This is a genomic window from Arthrobacter sp. WCS2018Hpa-7, assembly GCF_031843805.1.
Taxonomy (GTDB): domain Bacteria; phylum Actinomycetota; class Actinomycetes; order Actinomycetales; family Micrococcaceae; genus Arthrobacter.
Window position 1 is genome coordinate 1 of sequence record NZ_JAVTJB010000004.1, and the last position, 17159, is coordinate 17159.

Genomic DNA, 17159 nt, shown 5'->3' on the forward strand with positions numbered 1-17159 from the left:
CCGAAATGGACGCCTGCTCCTTATACAACACACCCACAGCACCGGCAGTGAGCAAGAACTTCACCACCACATCGTCCTTGTCCTTTTGGCTGGCCTTATCCATGCCCGGCGCATAATTCAACGCGTAATACAGCACCGCCGGGATAATCCCCGCCGCACCATTGGTCGGCGCCGTCACCACCCGGCCACCGGAAGCGTTCTCCTCGTTCACCGCCAGGGCGATCAGGTTCACCCACTCCTGCCAATACTTCGGATCGTTCCGGTCCTTGTCCTCCTTCAGCAGCCGCTCCAACCAGTCAGGAGAACGACGCCGGACCCGCAACCCACCAGGAAGCACACCCTCACGCTTCAAACTGGTTTCAACACAGGCCTCCATCACCTGCCAGATATGCAGCAAACCCTCCCGGATCTCCTCCTCGGACCGGGACGCCCGCTCATTGATGAACATGATGTCGCTGATCCCCAAACCCTTGGACTGGCACCGGCCCAACAACTCCGCCGCCGTCCGGAACGGCAACGGCAACTCCTTCTTGGACTCCTCCAACTCCTGCTGCGCGGCGTTCTCCTCACCCTCACGGACAATGAACCCGCCACCAACCGAAAAGAACGTCGCCTCCCGCACGATGTTCCCCTCAGCATCAGAAACAGCAAACTTCATCCCATTCGTATGCCGCGGCAACACCGTCAACGGATGCAACACCATATCCTCCACCGCATAATCCAGGAGCGTGCCGCCGCCCAGGTTGAGCTTTCCCGTCTCCGCAATGGAAGCCAGCCGCTCCTCCACCTCGTCAGGCAGGATCTCCTCGGGGTCGTATCCCTCCAGCCCCAGCAGAACGGCCGTGAAGGTGCCGTGTCCCTTACCGGTTGCGGCCAACGAGCCGTACAGATCAACCCGCAAACCGGCAACGGATTCAAGCACTCCGGACTCTCGAAGCTCACGGGCAAACACCGCCCCGGCGCGCATCGGCCCCACAGTATGAGAGCTCGACGGACCAATGCCTACAGAGAACAGATCGAAGACCCCAACGGCCATGGCTATTTCCTCACTAAGTAAAACAACATTGAACCCGCCCCGCCCCCAACAAACGGAGCGGACCCCACACCCCAAACCAACGCCCGAAGAACACCCCCGGCAGCTGGATCCACTGACAACCAAGCGAACCCGCGAGTCGTGCCCCATCTGTGCAACCCAACTCTGTGCAACCCGGCCGGGACCCTTGGGGCCGGCATCCGGAAGCGGGCGTCCAAGGGAGCATCGCATCCGCCCAGCGGATGCCTATGCGACCGAGCCCGCGGAGGATGTCGGCCCCAACGGGCCACCGAACCCGAATGGGCGAACCCGACGGGCTACTAGCCCAGGTCCGCGACTCCCGGGTAAAGCGGATGCGCCTTCGCAAGCACATCAACGCGGTGACGCAGCCCGGAAAGGTCCGCGTCGGCGTCGGCGATCAGTGCCTCGGCGATGATGTCCGCAACTTCGCGGAAGGCTGCTTCGCCGAAGCCGCGCGTCGCCAACGCCGGGGTGCCGATGCGCAGTCCGGACGTGACCATGGGCGGGCGGGGGTCGAAGGGGACGGCGTTGCGGTTGACGGTGATGTCGATGGTGGCGAGGCGGTCTTCGGCTTGCTGGCCGTCGAGTTCGCAGTTGCGGAGATCGACCAGGACCAGGTGCACGTCCGTTCCACCGGAGACCACGCTGATGCCCTTGGCGGCGACGTCGGGCTGGACGAGTCGCTCTGCGAGGATGCGGGCACCTGCGAGGACACGTTCCTGGCGTTCACGGAACTCTTCTGATGCGGCGATCTTGAACGCCACGGCCTTGCCCGCGATCACATGCTCCAGCGGTCCGCCCTGCTGGCCCGGGAACACGGCCGAGTTGATCTTCTTGGCGATGTCGGCGTCGTTGGAGAGGATGATGCCGCCACGAGGACCGGCCAACGTCTTGTGAGTGGTGGACGTGGTGACGTGCGCGTGCGGGACCGGCGAGGGGTGGAGACCGGCTGCCACGAGCCCGGCGAAGTGGGCCATGTCCACCATCAGGTAGGCGCCCACGGAGTCGGCGATGCGCCGGAATTCAGCGAAGTCCAGCTGCCGCGCATAAGCGGACCAGCCGGCCACGATGAGTGCCGGTTTGTGCTCCTGCGCCAGGGCTTCCACCTCGGCCATGTCCACCGTGTGGGTGTCCTCGCGAACGCCGTAGGGGACCACGTTGTAGAGCTTGCCGGAGAAGTTGATCCGCATGCCGTGGGTCAAGTGGCCGCCGTGGGCCAGGTTGAGGCCCATGATGGTGTCGCCCGGCTTGATGAGCGCGTGCATCACCGAGGCGTTGGCCTGGGCACCGGAGTGCGGCTGGACGTTCGCGAACTCCGCGCCAAACAGTGCCTTGATGCGGTCAATCGCGAGCTGCTCGATCACGTCGACGTGCTCGCAGCCACCGTAGTAGCGCTTGCCCGGGTAGCCCTCGGCGTACTTGTTCGTCAGCACCGAACCCTGTGCCTGCATCACGGCGACGGCCGTGTGGTTCTCCGAGGCGATCATTTCCAGGCCGTCGCGCTGGCGACCCAGTTCGTCGTCGATCTTCGCGGCGATCTCAGGATCCAGCTCGGACAGCTGGGCATCCAACGACGCCGACACCACTTGCTGGTACTCAGTCACAGATACCGGGTTCACAGTTCTCCACCGTTCGTTGCAGCGTATTCTTCGGCCGACATGAGCGGCCCTTCCTCCGTGGCGGCCACCTTGAACAGCCAGCCCGCACCATAGGGGTCGTTGTTGATAAGCGCCGGATCACTGACAACGGCGTCGTTGATCTCGGTCACTTCACCCGTGACGGGCGAGTACAGGTCAGAGACCGACTTGGTGGACTCCACCTCGCCACACGTCTCGCCAGCGGTCACCGTGGAACCAACCTCGGGCAGATCCACGTACACAATGTCACCCAGGGCATCAGCGGCAACCGCAGAAATCCCGACCCCCACAGGCCCGTCACCATCGACGGCAACCCACTCATGCTCAGCCGAGTACTTCAGCTCGGCAACTACTTTACTCATTCCGATTCCTTACTTCTGGTCTGCTTATTTTTGGCGCTTGTAGAACGGCAGGGCGACTACCTCGAACGGTTCGGCCTTGCCTCGCAAGTCCACCTCCACGACGGTGCCCGGCTCCGAATGCTCGACGTCGACATACGCCAAGGCGATCGGGTAACCGAGCGTGGGGCTCGGCTGGCCGGAGGTGACTTCGCCGATGAGCGAGCCGTCTTTGAGGACAGAGTAGTGTCCGCGGGCGGCACGGCGGCCGGTTCCTTTGAGACCCACCAGCTTCTGGCCGATGGTGGATCCGACGCCGGCTGCCTTGATGGCGGTGAGTGCGTCGCGGCCGATGAAGTCACTTTCCTTGGCCAGGGAAACAACGGGGCCGAGGCCTGCGGTGTAGGCGTTGATGTGGACGGAGAGCTCGTTGCCGTAGAGCGGCATGCCGGCTTCCAGGCGCAGCGAGTCGCGGGCTGCGAGGCCTGCTGGGATGAGGCCGCGGCCTTCGCCGGCTTCGAGCAGTGCTTCCCAGAGGCCCGGGGCGTCGAGGTTCGGGACGTAGATCTCGAAGCCGTCTTCGCCGGTGTAGCCGGTGCGGGCCAGCAGCAACTCCTGCCCATTGATGGACACCTCAACCGCAGCGTAGTACTTCAGCTCGGTGACCAGCGCGTGCTGATCGGCGGGAACCAGGCTCAGCAGGATGGCTTCGGCGTTGGGGCCCTGCACCGCGATCAGCGAAGTCTCCACGGAGGCATCTTCCACCACGACGTCGAAACCTGCCGCACGCTTCAGCAGCGCCGCGGCCACCACCTTGGCGTTGCCCGCGTTCGGGACCACCAAGTACTTGTCCACGCCCTCCCCGGGAAAGGGGCGACGGTAGGTAATGAGGTCGTCGATGATGCCGCCATCGTTGTTGCAGATCAGCGAGTACTTCGCTTTGCCCACGGCGATCGCGGACAGCTTGCCCACCAGCGCGTAGTCCAGGAAGGCAGCCGCGTCGGGGCCGGTAACCCACACTTCGCCCATGTGGGAGAGGTCGAACAGGCCCGCAGACTTGCGGACGGCGTGGTGCTCGGCGAGCTCGGACTCGTACTTCAGGGGCATCTGCCAGCCGCCGAAGTCCGTAAACGATGCGCCGGCCTTTTTGTGTTGCTCGTACAGGGCTGTGTAGTTCTCAGGCATGTCAGGAGTCCTTAGTTTTCGAAGTCAGCAGTGTTCTCGAAGGCTTCGAGGGGAGGGCAGGAGCACACAAGGTTGCGGTCACCTGCGGCGCCGTCAATGCGACCAACCGGCGGGAAGTACTTGTCCTGCTTGAGGTGGTGGACGGGGAACGCTGCCTGCTCACGCGGATAGTCACGGTCCCAGTCGGAACTGACGACGGCGGCAGCCGTGTGCGGTGCGTTGCGCAGCGGCGACTTTTCAACAGTGAAATCACCGCTGGCGACCTGCTCGATCTCGGCGCGGATAGTGATCATGGCTTCGATGAAACGGTCGATCTCGGCCAGGTCCTCGGACTCCGTCGGCTCCACCATCAACGTGCCCGCCACCGGGAACGCCAGGGTGGGGGCGTGGAAGCCGAAGTCGATCAGGCGCTTGGCAACATCCTCGGCTGTAACACCCGTGCGGGCCGTCAGCTCACGAAGGTCCAGGATGCACTCGTGAGCCACAAGTCCGCCTTCGCCCGTGTAGAGGACGGGGAAGTGCTCATCCAAGCGGGAGGCAACATAGTTGGCCGCAAGAAGCGCCGACTTGGTAGCTTCCGTCAGGCCCTGCCCACCCATGAGTTTCACGTAGGCCCAGGAAATCGGCAGGACACCGGCGGAGCCGTAGCGTGAGGCGGAAATGGCAACGCCGTGGCCTTCCTCATGGGACGCTTTGTTCGCGTCGCCCGGCATGAACGGAGCCAGGTGGGCTTTCGCAGCAACAGGGCCAACACCGGGTCCGCCGCCGCCGTGCGGGATGCAGAAGGTCTTGTGCAGGTTCAGGTGGGACACGTCGCCTCCGAACTTGCCCGGCTGGGCCAGACCAACCAGCGCGTTCAGGTTGGCGCCGTCAACATAGACCTGGCCACCGGCGGCGTGGATCGAATCGCACACCTCGCGGACGTCGGCGTCGTAGACACCGTGCGTGGACGGGTAGGTGATCATGATGGCCGACAACACATCGCGGTGGGCCTCAATTTTCGCCGCAAGGTCCGCGTGATCAATGGTGCCGTCAGCAGCCGTGGCCACCACAACGACCTTCATCCCCGCCAGCACAGCAGACGCCGCGTTGGTGCCGTGGGCCGACGCCGGGATCAGGCAGACAGTACGCTGCTCGTCACCGCGGGACAGGTGGTAACCGCGGATAGCCAGCAGTCCGGCGAGCTCGCCCTGGGAACCCGCGTTCGGCTGGATGGAAACCTGGTCATAGCCCGTGATCTCGGTGAGGTCCGCTTCCAGGTCCTCGATCAGCTCCCGCCAACCCGCTGTCTGGTGGTCCGGAGCGAACGGGTGGATGGAGGCGAACTCCGGCCAGGAAATCGCCTCCATCTCAGCGGTGGCATTCAGCTTCATGGTGCACGAACCCAGCGGGATCATGGTGCGATCCAGTGCGAGGTCCCGGTCCGACAGCTTGCGGATATAGCGCAACAGCTGCGTCTCGGAACGGTGCGTGTTGAACACCGGGTGCTGCAGGAAATCACTCACTCGGACCACGTCAGCGGGCAGTTCGAACCCGGAGGCGTCCCCTACCGGGCCGGCACCGAAAGCGACGGCCACCGCGGAGAGGACCTCCGGCGTCGTGGTTTCATCAACGGAAACGCCAACGGTGTCCGCATCGATGAGGCGCAGGTTAATGCCGCGGGCTTCAGCGGCCGCGATGACCTTGTCAGCCTTGCCCGGGACACGGACAGTGAGGGTGTCGAAGAAGGACTCGGAGACGAGTTCGCGGCCGGCCTTCTGCAGGGCCGAAGCCAAAACACGGGCGTGGCCGTGGACGGTTTCGGCGATCGATTTCAAGCCCTCGGGGCCGTGGTACACCGCGTACATCGAGGCAACAATGGCGAGCAACGCCTGCGCGGTGCAGATGTTGGACGTGGCCTTTTCGCGGCGGATGTGTTGTTCGCGGGTCTGGAGTGCCAGGCGGTAGGCGGGGACGCCGGCGTTGTCCTTGGAGACGCCCACGATGCGGCCGGGAAGCGTGCGCTCCATGCCTTCGCGGACGGCCATGTAGGCAGCGTGCGGGCCGCCGAAGAACAGCGGAACACCGAAGCGCTGCGCAGTTCCGACGGCGATGTCCGCACCTTGTTCGCCCGGGGGCGTGATGAGGGTGAGCGCCAGCAAATCTGCGGCGACGGTGACCAGCGCACCGCGTTCCTTGGCATCGGCAATCACAGAGGAGTGGTCGAACACGCGGCCGGAAACCCCGGGCTGCTGCAGGACGATGCCGTTGATGTCACCGTCGGGAAGGCCAGCCGAAAGGTCGGCGATCTGGACTTCGAAGCCCAGCGCCTCGGCCCGGCCCTTCACGATGGCGATGGTCTGCGGGAGGAGATCAGCGTCCAGGACAGTCTTGCCGTCCTTGGCAATCTTGGACTTGTTGGCGCGGCGCATCAGCAGCACAGCCTCGGCAACGGCGGTGGCTTCATCCAACAACGAGGCGTTGGCTACAGGAAGACCGGTAAGATCCTGCACCATGGTCTGGAAGTTGAGCAGCGCTTCGAGGCGGCCCTGCGAAATTTCCGGCTGGTACGGCGTGTAGGCCGTGTACCAAGCCGGAGCTTCCAGGATGTTGCGGCGGATCACCGGGGGCGTCACGGTGTCGTAGTAGCCCTGGCCGATCATCTGGACAGCGGTCTTGTTCTTGGAAGCGAGCTTGCGGAGCTCGGCGAGGACCTGCACCTCGGTGAGGGCGTCGTTTCCACTCGAAAGCCTCAGGGCAGTTTCCTGGCGAATGGAATCGGGGACGGCGACATCTACCAGGCCGTCGACAGAGTCGTAGCCGATGGCCTTGAGCATGGTGTCAACGTCGGCCTGGCGGCGAGCGCCGATGTGCCGGTCCGCGAAGGCGGTGGGGGTTGATTGAACAGTCAAGAGGAACTCCATGATTCAGGCGCCCAGTGAGCGCCACGATGATGTGGGGTTCCTCCCCGCTCTGTATTGGACCTGAGAGATTCCGCAGGAATGGTTGCCTGCTTGCACCGTCGGTGAACCCGGTTTCCCGGGCTGCTTTCCAGAGTTGCCTAACCGCGGCGGTACATGGGCCTGAGAGATTCCTGGGGAGGATTTGCTCCTACGGCGCCTGACTGGATGTACCGGCAGGACTCTCCCGCCGCAGATCAAAAGCGTTGCATCACCATGAGTGACACGCTTCACACCATAGCTGGTTGTTTTGAAAAAGCGCAAGCAAGGTGTGACTACTGATGCATCGCTTCGTGGATCTGCAGGGCGAACCACAGCTGGGCCACGGTGGACGTTTCACCCATGTCCAGCCCCGTCAGCTCGCCGATTTTCCGCATCCGATAGATGATGGTTTGCCGGTGCGCGAACAACGCCGTCGCGGTCTTTTGCCACGACCGCTGTGAGTCCAAATAGGTCCTCAGCGTCAGAATGAGATCGCCTTCCTGGCCCTGCTCGTAGTCGAAGATTGGGCCCAGCAGCCGCCTGACCAGCGCGGTTCCTTCCTCAAAACTGGTGAGCCCCAGCCACGATGGGCCTTGCTCATAACGGGCCAGCCCCACCGTGTTCGCACGGGCCGAACCGAGCGCCCACAGGGACTCCTGCAGGGCACGCTGGATGTTTGCCACGGTAGCCGGCGCGCTGATTCCGATCGCCGCATCTTCCCCTGCACAGTGCACCAGGACGCTGTCCGGCACGTCTGCGGGGACCACCACGTGAAGCCTGTTGTTCCGCTTCAACGACGCCGACGCAACCCCGTGCCGCCACAGTTCGATGTGCACGCTAGCCAGCCTGCCGCCGTCGTCCGTTGCTTTATCCGCGGCGGCCGCCGTTCGGCCTCCGGCACCCGCCGTCATGGAGGCGAGCAGGAAACCTTGGGGCGGAACCTCAAAAGCTGCGAGCCGGCTCTCCATCTCCGCTGCGCCCAAGCGTCCGTCCATGGCTTGCAGCAGGAACTCGCCGGCCAGCCGGTGGCGGCTTTCCAGCGACAAAACGATGCGCGAAAGCTGCAGTCCCAGCACGGTTGCGGCGTGAAGAAGTACGACGGCGTCCGGGTGCGGTTCGCTGTTGGGCAGCACTACCAGAAGCGCGTTGGCGTGGGTGGGAATGTCCATGGTGAGCACATGCCTGCCGCGGATACGGTGCCACTGGAAGTTCTTGCCCGCCAGGCCAACCTGCCCGGACAACGGAGCCCACTCTTCGGCGAGGAACACCGGGAGTGCGTGCCCATCGGGGTGCCAGGGATGGAGGCATCGGCGGTCCACCACGAACAGGTCCGCGTCGAGTTCGGTGGCGAGCCGCTGGACCAGGCTCTGCCAGTGGTCTTCGGAGGCTCCGGCGGTGCGGAGGAGATCGTAAACGCGGGCCGTCTGCCGCAGCCGACGGGATTCTTCGAGCAAGGAGGACTCGGCCACCGAGCGGGCGATGGCGATGAACGGCAGCGGATACGGGATGTTGATCAGGGGCAGTGGGAGCCGGTTGCAAGCCTCCAAGAACTCGTCCGCAAGCGGCGGTGCGTGCATCTTTTCGCCGATCGCCAACGCGCTGGCACCACTGTCCATCAACGCCTCGGCAAGCGCCACCTGCCCGTGGGCGTCGGGGGGAATGGAGAGGCCATTGGTCATCATGAGCTCGCCGCCCGTCACCCACTCCCACAGTCTGGGCAGGTCCGAGGTGTGGGCCCAGGTGATCCGGTTGTCCAGGCCGGCCGATCCCGCCAGGAGCGTGAGGCCGAGCTGCGGTTCAGCCACGAGTTCGGCCACAGTTATTGCCATCTCCAGCACTCCGTTCTGTACGTTGACGGCTGATTCAGCGCCGCACGTAGCGGCTCTTAGACATTCGTCTAAACGCCTCGACTATTTGTAGTCAATGTAGCGCTATCCGGAGTGATCCGCGTCACCAAGAATGGAATTACTTACTTCCCGCTCAACGGCGAGCACCCCTCAACCCAAGGATCCGTCAATGACAACCCACCAGCCCATCGGCCCTGTCGACGCAACCAAAGTCCCCCGGTATGCAGGACTCGGTACCTTCGCCCGCCTCCCCCAGATCGACCGTGTTCCGGACTACGACATTGCGATTGTCGGCGTACCGTTCGACGGCGGAACCTCCTTCCGGCCCGGCGCCCGTTTCGGCCCTGCCGCAGTCCGCGAGGCCTCCCGCCTCCTCCGTCCGGGGTACCACCCGGAGCTCGACGTTGAACCGGTGTACGAGGCCCAGGTGGTGGACGCCGGCGACATCGCCTGCACCCCTTATGACATCGCCCGGGCTGTCCGAGAGATCGAAGAGCAGGCTTTGCCCCTGATCAGCGGTGGCAACGGGCTCAGCGGGGACAAGCGACTCATCTCCATCGGTGGTGACCACACCATCGCCCTGCCCATGCTGCGGGCCCTGAACAAGGTCCACGGTCCAGTGGCGCTGCTGCACTTCGACGCCCACCTGGACACCTGGGATACCTACTTCGACCAGCCCATCACGCACGGCACTATTTTCCGGCGGGCGTTCGAGGAAGGACTGCTGGTGGAGGATAAGTCAATGCACGTCGGCATCCGCGGCCCGGTCTATGACCGCAACGACTTCCTCCGGGACCACGAATTCGGGTTCCAGATCATTCGCTGCTCGGACCTTGATGTGATCGGCGTTCCGGCGGCCATCCAGCGGGTGAAGGACCGGCTCGGTGATACGCCGGTGTACGTCTCCATCGATATTGATGTCCTTGACCCGGCCTTCGCCCCCGGCACGGGCACCCCGGAAATGGGCGGGCTCCACTCCCGCGAACTCCTGGCCTTGCTCCGCGGACTGAACGGCATCAACATCGTGGGCGCCGACGTCGTGGAAGTCGCCCCGGCGTATGACCACGCTGACATCACCACGGTTGCCGCAGCCACCCTGGTGTTCGACCTTCTGGGGCTGATGGTGAACCGCAGCAAAGCAGACACCGCTGTTGTTCGTGAACTCGCTTCAGCATCCCGGACCGCATCATGAGCACCGCACCAACAACTGAGGTTCCCCGGTTGGAGGACAAAACCATCCAGCCCATCCCCGCCAACGAGCGGCACGGCAAGGCCCGGGACCTGTTCACCATCTGGTTCGGCTCCAACATCATGATCATGACCATCGTGACCGGCGGACTCGCCACCACGGTGTTTGGCCTCGGCTTCGTCCCGGCGATCGTGGGCATCATCATCGGCAATGTAGTGGGCGGCATCTTCATGGCGCTGCACTCGGCCCAAGGCCCGCAACTGGGGGTGGCGCAGATGATCCAGACCCGTGGCCAGTTCGGCTCCTTCGGGGCCTTGTTGATCGTGGTCATCGTAGTGGTCATGTACGTCGGTTTCTTCGCAGCGAACCTCGTATTCGGGGGTGAAGCGATGGCCGCCGTCAGCCCGGGCATCAGCGTCGACGCCGGAATCATCATCATCGGGGTGGTCAGCGTGACCGCCACCATCTTCGGTTACCGCCTCATCCACGCCTATGCTCGCGTCCTGAGCGTCGCGGCCGGCCTGGCCCTGCTGCTTGCCTTCGGCTGGATCCTGATAGTTCACGGACTGCCTGGGAACTTCCTGGAGACGGGCAACTTCAACTGGGTGGGCTTCATGGGCACCATCTCCGTCTCCGCCCTGTGGCAGTTGGCCTACGCCCCCTACGTCTCCGACTACTCCCGCTACATGCCGCAGGGCACTGGCTCCGCTCCGGCATTCTGGGCCTCCTACTCAGGCTGCGTGCTGGGAACGCTGTTCCCCATGATCCTTGGCGCTTTGGTGGGTACGCTCGCCGTCTCCATGAGCACGGGCGACGTCGAAATCGTCGGCAGCCTGGGAGCCCTGCTCCAGCCGTGGACCCTGATCATCGTGGGCATCTTCTGCCTGGGCGTAGCGGCCTCGAACGCCATGAACCTGTACTGCGGCGTCCTGTGCACCCTCACCATCGGGCAGACGTTCAAGCCCTCCTGGTTACCGCGAGCCAAGACCCGCAGCATCGCCGCGATCATCCTCTTCGTCGTCGCCGTCTCCATCGCCCTCTTTGCCCGCGACAATTTCATCCTCTTCTACACCAACTTCCTGTCCTTCCTGATGTACGTCCTGGTGCCGTGGACGGCCATCAACCTGGTGGACTACTACCTTCTGCGGCACGGCGAGTACCGGGTTGAAGACTTCTTCAAGCGCGACGGCGGCGTGTACGGGCGGTTCAATTGGGTCGCCATCGGCTCCTACATAGCAGGCGCCCTCATCCAGGTGCCCTTCTCGGCAACCGCCATCTACACAGGCCCTCTGGCCGCCGCTATGGGTGGCGTGGACATCTCGTGGATCGTCGGCCTCGTCGTGGTCGCTCCCCTGTATTACTTCGCGGCCCGGGTCTTCGGCAAGAAGACAGAAGCCGCTCCCTTTCCAGCCACTGCGCTCACCCCAGACCTGATCTGACCAGTCACTCCCCCTGACCAGCCCTCATCTGACCAGCCCTCCTCTGAAAGCGAATCCTCATGACCACCCAGACCGAACAGTTCACCGTCCGACGCTCAGACGCCTTCAACACCTCTCTCCCCCAGCAACTTCCTTTGCGGCTGCCTTTGCCTCCGGCAGGCCACTTCATCAACGGTTCCTTTGTCCCCGGTTCCTCAGGCCACTCCATCGACGTCGTGGATCCCACCACCGAGCACGTCATTGCCTCCGTCCAGGCGGGCACCGCCCGTGACGTGGACGCCGCTGTTGCCGCCGCCGTCGTGGCCCAAAAGACCTGGGGTGCCACCACCCCGAAGGAACGCGCGGATGTCCTGAACCTCATTGCGAACATCATTGAGGAGAACCGGGAAGCGTTCCAGGCCATCGAGTCGGCCAACACCGGCAAGCCTCACGCCGTTTCTGAGGACGATGTCTCCAGCACCATCGACACCTTCCGTTTCATGGCCGGAGCATCACGCACCCTGACCTCCATGGCCGGCGGTGACTACGCCACGGACCACACCTCAGTGATCCTGCGCGAACCGGTGGGCGTGGTGGGTGTCATCACCCCATGGAACTACCCGCTGCTGATGGCTGCATGGAAGATCGCACCCATCCTCGCGGCCGGAAACAGCATTGTCATCAAGCCCTCCGAACAGACCCCGTTGTCCACGCTGAAGTTGGTGGAGGTGCTGGCCGGACGCATTCCGGACGGCATCCTCAACGTGGTCACAGGCCGTGGCCGGACCGTGGGCCAGCGCCTGTCGGAACACCCCGACATTGCCTTGGTTGCACTGACCGGAAGTGTCGTCAGTGGCCAGGCCGTGGCCGAAACCGCCGCGAAATCCGTCAAACGCGTCCACTTGGAACTCGGCGGCAAGGCTCCCGTTGTGGTCTTCCCCGACGCCGACCTCCGCGCCGCCGCTGCCGGCGTCCGCAACGCCGGCTACTGGAACGCCGGCCAGGACTGCGGTGCTGCCTGCCGCGTCCTGGTCCACGAGTCCGTGGCCGAAGAGTTCACCGAGCACTTGGTCCGGGAGGCCAGCACCCTGGTGATCGGCGCTCCCGACGCCGGCGACGACGTCGAAATCGGCCCCATGATCTCCCTCCCGCACTTTGAGCGGGTCAAGGAATCGCTGGCTGAGGCGCGTGCCGCCGGGCTCAACATCGCTCTTGGCGGCTCCGCACTGGAAGGACCCGGCTACTTCATCGAGCCCACGGTCATCAGCAACGTGCCCGCCGGCGCACACATCGCCACGCACGAAATCTTCGGCCCCGTGGTCACGGTGGAAACCTTCAGCACCACCGAAGAAGCCGTCACCCGCGCCAATGAGAGCCCGTACGGCCTGTCAGCCTCGGTGTGGACGCGCGATTCAAGCCTTTCCCTCCGCATTCCCAAGCAGTTGGACTTCGGCACGGTGTGGGTCAATGCGCACCTTGTCCTGGCGTGCGAGGTACCGTGGGGCGGATTCAAAGGTTCCGGCTACGGCCGCGACCTCTCGCTCTACGCCCTGGATGATTACTCGCGCACCAAGCACGTCATGATCAACCACGGCGCGTAAGCCCTCAGACAAGCAACGGAGCTTTCACCATGACCACTCATGCTTCCCGGGGATCGGATGCACCGGCCGCAGCCACTCCCACAGCCCCCTTCACCACGGACGCCACGTGGACCAACTGGGGCGGCAACCAGAGCGCGACGCCCGCCTTCACCGTGCGGCCCAGGAACGAACAAGAAGCGCTCGACGCCGTCCGTTTCGCCATCCGCGAAGGCTTGCCTGTGCGGGCGGTCGGCTCAGGGCACTCATCCTCACCGTTGGTCCAGACCGGCGGCGTCCTGATGGACATGTCCGGACTCTCGGCCATCACGGGCACTGATCAGGTGGGACGCCGAGCCCGCGCGCTGGCCGGTACCACCATCAATGCGTTCGGGGATGCCCTGTGGGACAAGGGACTGGCGCTCAGCAACCAGGGCGACATCGACAAACAGCAGATCGCAGGGGCGCTGGCCACCAGCACCCACGGCTCCGGCAAGGATCTGGGCAGCTTCTCCTCCAAACTGCGCTGGGTGAAACTGATCAACGGCTACGGCGAGATCGTGGAGATCGGCGAAGGCCAGCTGAGGGAACTCCGCGCCGCACAGACAGCCCTTGGCACTTTGGGGATCTTCCTGGAAGTGGAGTTGGCCGTTGAAGACAGCTACTACCTGCAGGAACAGATCACGTACCCCACGTGGGCGGAAACCACCTCCACGTGGCAGGCCGATATTGATGACAACAGGCACTACTCGTTCCTGTGGTGCCCGGAGGACGACTCCTGCGAACTGCTGGACCTGCCGGGTTCCCCGGACCACAGCATGGGCGGCCGCAGCTACACCAAGCGGTACAACGTGGCATCCATCCAGGACGAAAGCCGGCTCTCCGCCGTCGAGGGTGCACGACTGGACCGTTCCTACCGGATCTACCCTGGTGGCTTCACTACCCAGTTCCACGAGCTCGAGTACTTTGTGCGCAGCGAAGACGGCTTGGTGGCCGTCGAGGCCATCCAGGACCTGATCCGCAGCAAGTACCCCGAGCAGAAGTATCCCGTGGAAGTCCGGTGGGTGAAGTCCGACGACGCCTACATGTCACAGTTCCAAGGCCGCGACAGCACCGTCATCACCCTGACCACCGAGCCCGGCACCGACTACTGGCAGTTCTTCCGCGACGCCGATGCCGTCCTGCAGGAATTCGAGCCACGCGCTCACTGGGGGAAGATCCACTTCATGACCCGCAGCCGCCTGGAACGCCTCTACCCGGAGCTGGACACGTTCATCCAGGTCCGCCGCGAGTTCGACCCCCGCGGAATGTTCCTCAACGACCACACGCGGTCCCTGCTCGCCTGACGGGTACTGCTTGCCTGCCGAGTACATCTTGCCTGACGGGATGTGAGAGAACCAACCCTCTCTCACATCCCAAGCCCTCCCCCCGGATCCTCTCTCACATCCCAAGCCCTCCCCACCATCCCTCTCTCACATCCCGGTTGCGCCAGCTGGAAACCTCCGAGTGGTAGTTTGATCTCTGCTGGAGGCAGACACTCGCACCCAATCGGAGGATCATCCATGTTCAAGGGTTTCAAGGACTTCATACTTCGCGGCAACGTGATCGAGCTGGCCATCGCCGTGGTTATCGGCAGCGCGTTCACGGCACTCGTCGGAGCTTTCACCAACCACATCATCAACCCTGTGATCGCCGCCGCCGGCGGCATGAACGCCGAGGGCCTGGGCTTCAAGATCTGGGAAAACAACCCGGCCACGTTCGTCGATTTCGGTGCAGTGCTGACCGCGCTGGTGACCTTCGTGATCACCGCTGCCGTGGTCTACTTCATCTTCGTGGCGCCCATGAACAAGATCAATTCGCTGGTCAAGGACCGCCTCTCCACCGAGGAGCCTGAGGAAGAGCCGCTGCCGGCAGATACTGCCCTTCTGGCCGAAATCCGCGATCTCCTCAAGGACGCCGCTGCCGCACGTAACGCAGGCCAGGCTTCCGACTTGGACCCGGACTTCGATTCCGACCGCACCCGCTAAACCGGGGGGGTCCGCGCGACGGACCGGACCCATTGCTTGGCCTGAGCCCGGCGTTCTCCCGCGAGAACGCCGGGTTCTTGCATTGGCGGCCGGCGTGAAACGCGCACCGGCCGGGCAAGGAACGTGCGTCCGCTGCCGGAAGCAATCCAGTCCACGGAAACCTGCCAGTCCCCAGAACGTGACGCAGAAGCAACCGGCGCGAAACGCGGGCAGGGAAGCATGAAAACATGAAGCCCAACCCGAGTACTCCCGTCACCGCGGATCTTCTCTGCGATGCCTGCGGTCAGCTGCCCGAACCGACCAAAGCCCGGCTCACGCTGGCGAACATCGCGGTGATGCTTCCCATCGAATTGCTGGTCCATGCGGCAGTGGTTGGCACCCATCTGCCCTACGTGGCCAAGGTCCTGCTGCTGGCAGCCACCGCCACGGTATTGGTCATTTGGGTGGCTGAACCGTCCGCTGCCAAGGTCCTCCGACGCTGGCTGCACGCGCCGGCCCTCCGCCAGCGGCGCACGCTGAACCTGGCACCCGCCCTATGGCGTGCGCGCACCGTTCTTTTCGACCAACCTGGGTCCTTGCAGAAGATCACCCAATCCTTGGCCAAGCTGAACAGCAACATCCTCAGTCTTCACGTCCACCCCATGGCCGGGAGTGGGCCCGCTGCCACGGGACCCGGCGCAACGGTGATGGACGAGTTTGTCCTCTCCGCCCCGGGCGAGGTTACTGAGTTCGACCTGCTGAAAGCACTGCACGACGGCGGTGGGCACGGGTCCCAGGTGTGGCCCACCACCGCTTTGGCCATGGCTGACGGCCAAACCAAGGCCCTGAGCCTCGCAACGCGCATCGCCGGCAATCCCAGTGAACTTCCACACGCAGTCGCCGAGCTTCTCTCCGCCAAAGTGGTCCCACTCGACCCCGAGCGCCCGGCACCCCAGGCAAGTACCGGCGTCGGGCCACCCACTGACACCCTCAAGATCCCGACGGCCTGGCATGGTCCACTGGTCTTTTCCCGGCCGGGCGAACCGTTCTCGCCAGCGGAATCAGCACGCGCGCACAGGTTGGCCGAGCTCGCGGAGATCCTGGCGCACAGCCCGGCGGCCCAGGAGAGCATGCCCTGCTGAACCCCACAGGGTTTCAGTCCTGGTCGATTGTCTCAAGGAGTTTTGCCAGGGCATCACGAATATCGTCGTAGTCGTACTGGCCGGCCCTGCTCTCGGCGGCGATCACACCGCAGCGGTGAATCCTCTTGAAGTCGCCAATGGGGAACTTGTAGTGGCCCTTTTGGTCGTCCGGGTGCTCGTCGTCCACACCGAGGAACCACTTGGAGTATTCGGCGTGCCCGTGCTTGTCCAGGAAGGCATTCTCTTCCTTGGTGGACGGGGCATGCTCGCTCCAGTCGTCGCGGGTGTCCTTGACCACCTTGCCGTCCTTGACCAGGTGCTTTGCATGGTCAAAGGCCTTTTTGTTGAGTTTCACTGTCATGGCTCACCTCGCTGGGATTGGTGGCTTGGCTGAATCTGGTAGCTCGTGCAGCCCAGCTTAGGACGACGGCGGACGGGCCGGGAAGTCCGCTGGGCTGGAAGGCCGGACCGGCGGGCACAGCTATCAGGCTCAGCTAGTGCGCCCCAGCCATTGCGGTCAGTCCACGAGCCGGATCCTGAGACCGGTTCCCCGTTCTTTTTCCACCAATCTCCGCTCTATGGGCCCGCTTTGGGCAAGCCAGAGGACCTTGCCGTCATAGGTCACGGACTCCACGCAGCCTTGGTCCACAACCTCGTTGTAACGCCAGACCTGCACCGTCTGCCCCACAAGGACCCGCCAATTGGTCACGGCCCTGCCCTCGGCTTGGCCCAAACGCGTCCCGGGCGACGATTTCTTGTTACTGTCCTGCACGTCGATGACTCCTAGCGGTGCTTTACAAGCTTTCTGTAAAGACTTGTGCCGCCACTGTTCAGTACATGACGCG

At 63.9% G+C, this 17159-nt stretch carries 14 protein-coding genes and 1 riboswitch; of the genes, 6 read left to right on the forward strand and 8 right to left on the reverse strand.

The genetic code is table 11. The features are described 5' to 3' along the window. From RQH14_RS05670 to RQH14_RS05695, 6 genes are all read right to left on the reverse strand, one after another. The coding region (locus RQH14_RS05670) for an L-serine ammonia-lyase (protein ID WP_311212363.1) at positions 1 to 1036 on the reverse strand (1036 nt) is incomplete at its 3' end. 317 nt (positions 1037 to 1353) lie between these two features. Further along, positions 1354 to 2673, reverse strand: a complete 1320-nt coding sequence (gene glyA / locus RQH14_RS05675) for a serine hydroxymethyltransferase (protein ID WP_311212364.1) — start codon at positions 2671 to 2673, stop codon at positions 1354 to 1356. Further along, complete coding sequence (gene gcvH, locus RQH14_RS05680) at positions 2670 to 3053, reverse strand: glycine cleavage system protein GcvH (RefSeq protein WP_311212365.1); 384 nt, start codon at positions 3051 to 3053, stop codon at positions 2670 to 2672. Before gcvH ends, glyA begins: the two co-directional genes overlap by 4 nt. A 24-nt stretch (positions 3054 to 3077) precedes the next feature. Next, positions 3078 to 4214 carry a glycine cleavage system aminomethyltransferase GcvT gene (gcvT, locus tag RQH14_RS05685; RefSeq protein WP_311212366.1) on the reverse strand — a complete coding sequence of 379 codons (1137 nt, stop codon included), beginning with the start codon at positions 4212 to 4214 and terminating at the stop codon, positions 3078 to 3080. Positions 4215 to 4225: 11 nt separating this feature from the next. Further along, the gene (gene gcvP / locus RQH14_RS05690; RefSeq protein ID WP_311212367.1) at positions 4226 to 7105 is read right to left on the reverse strand and encodes an aminomethyl-transferring glycine dehydrogenase; all 2880 of its coding nucleotides are present in this window, start codon (positions 7103 to 7105) and stop codon (positions 4226 to 4228) included. Positions 7106 to 7254: 149 nt separating this feature from the next. Further along, positions 7255 to 7353, reverse strand: a riboswitch (glycine riboswitch). Between the two features lie 75 nt (positions 7354 to 7428). Beyond that, complete coding sequence (locus tag RQH14_RS05695; protein WP_311212368.1) at positions 7429 to 8964, reverse strand: PucR family transcriptional regulator; 1536 nt, start codon at positions 8962 to 8964, stop codon at positions 7429 to 7431. Positions 8965 to 9151: 187 nt separating this feature from the next. Here RQH14_RS05695 and speB point away from each other — a divergent pair, with 187 nt between their 5' ends. The 6 genes from speB to RQH14_RS05725 all read left to right on the forward strand — a co-directional run bounded on the left by speB (position 9152) and on the right by RQH14_RS05725 (position 16314). After that, positions 9152 to 10174, forward strand: coding sequence for an agmatinase (speB, locus tag RQH14_RS05700; protein ID WP_311212369.1), 1023 nt, complete (start codon positions 9152 to 9154; stop codon positions 10172 to 10174). Next, entirely contained in the window at positions 10171 to 11610 is a 1440-nt protein-coding gene (locus tag RQH14_RS05705; RefSeq protein WP_311212370.1) for a cytosine permease, read from the forward strand. The genes speB and RQH14_RS05705 overlap by 4 nt, the downstream gene beginning before the upstream one ends. A gap of 59 nt (positions 11611 to 11669) precedes the next feature. Beyond that, positions 11670 to 13190 carry an aminobutyraldehyde dehydrogenase gene (locus tag RQH14_RS05710; protein ID WP_311212371.1) on the forward strand — a complete coding sequence of 507 codons (1521 nt, stop codon included), beginning with the start codon at positions 11670 to 11672 and terminating at the stop codon, positions 13188 to 13190. Positions 13191 to 13219: 29 nt separating this feature from the next. After that, complete coding sequence (locus RQH14_RS05715) at positions 13220 to 14512, forward strand: D-arabinono-1,4-lactone oxidase (protein WP_311212372.1); 1293 nt, start codon at positions 13220 to 13222, stop codon at positions 14510 to 14512. Between the two features lie 216 nt (positions 14513 to 14728). Next, on the forward strand, positions 14729 to 15193 hold the full coding sequence (mscL, locus tag RQH14_RS05720) for a large conductance mechanosensitive channel protein MscL (RefSeq protein WP_311212373.1): 465 nt from the start codon (positions 14729 to 14731) through the stop codon (positions 15191 to 15193). A gap of 227 nt (positions 15194 to 15420) precedes the next feature. Further along, positions 15421 to 16314, forward strand: a complete 894-nt coding sequence (locus RQH14_RS05725) for an amino acid-binding protein (protein WP_311212374.1) — start codon at positions 15421 to 15423, stop codon at positions 16312 to 16314. Positions 16315 to 16327: 13 nt separating this feature from the next. Here the strand turns inward: RQH14_RS05725 and RQH14_RS05730 are convergent, their stop codons facing one another. Beyond that, positions 16328 to 16675 (reverse strand): hypothetical protein, encoded by a 348-nt coding sequence (locus tag RQH14_RS05730; RefSeq protein WP_311212375.1) that lies wholly within the window; start codon positions 16673 to 16675, stop codon positions 16328 to 16330. Between the two features lie 156 nt (positions 16676 to 16831). Further along, positions 16832 to 17086, reverse strand: a complete 255-nt coding sequence (locus tag RQH14_RS05735; RefSeq protein WP_311212376.1) for a hypothetical protein — start codon at positions 17084 to 17086, stop codon at positions 16832 to 16834. Positions 17087 to 17159: the final 73 nt, after the last annotated feature.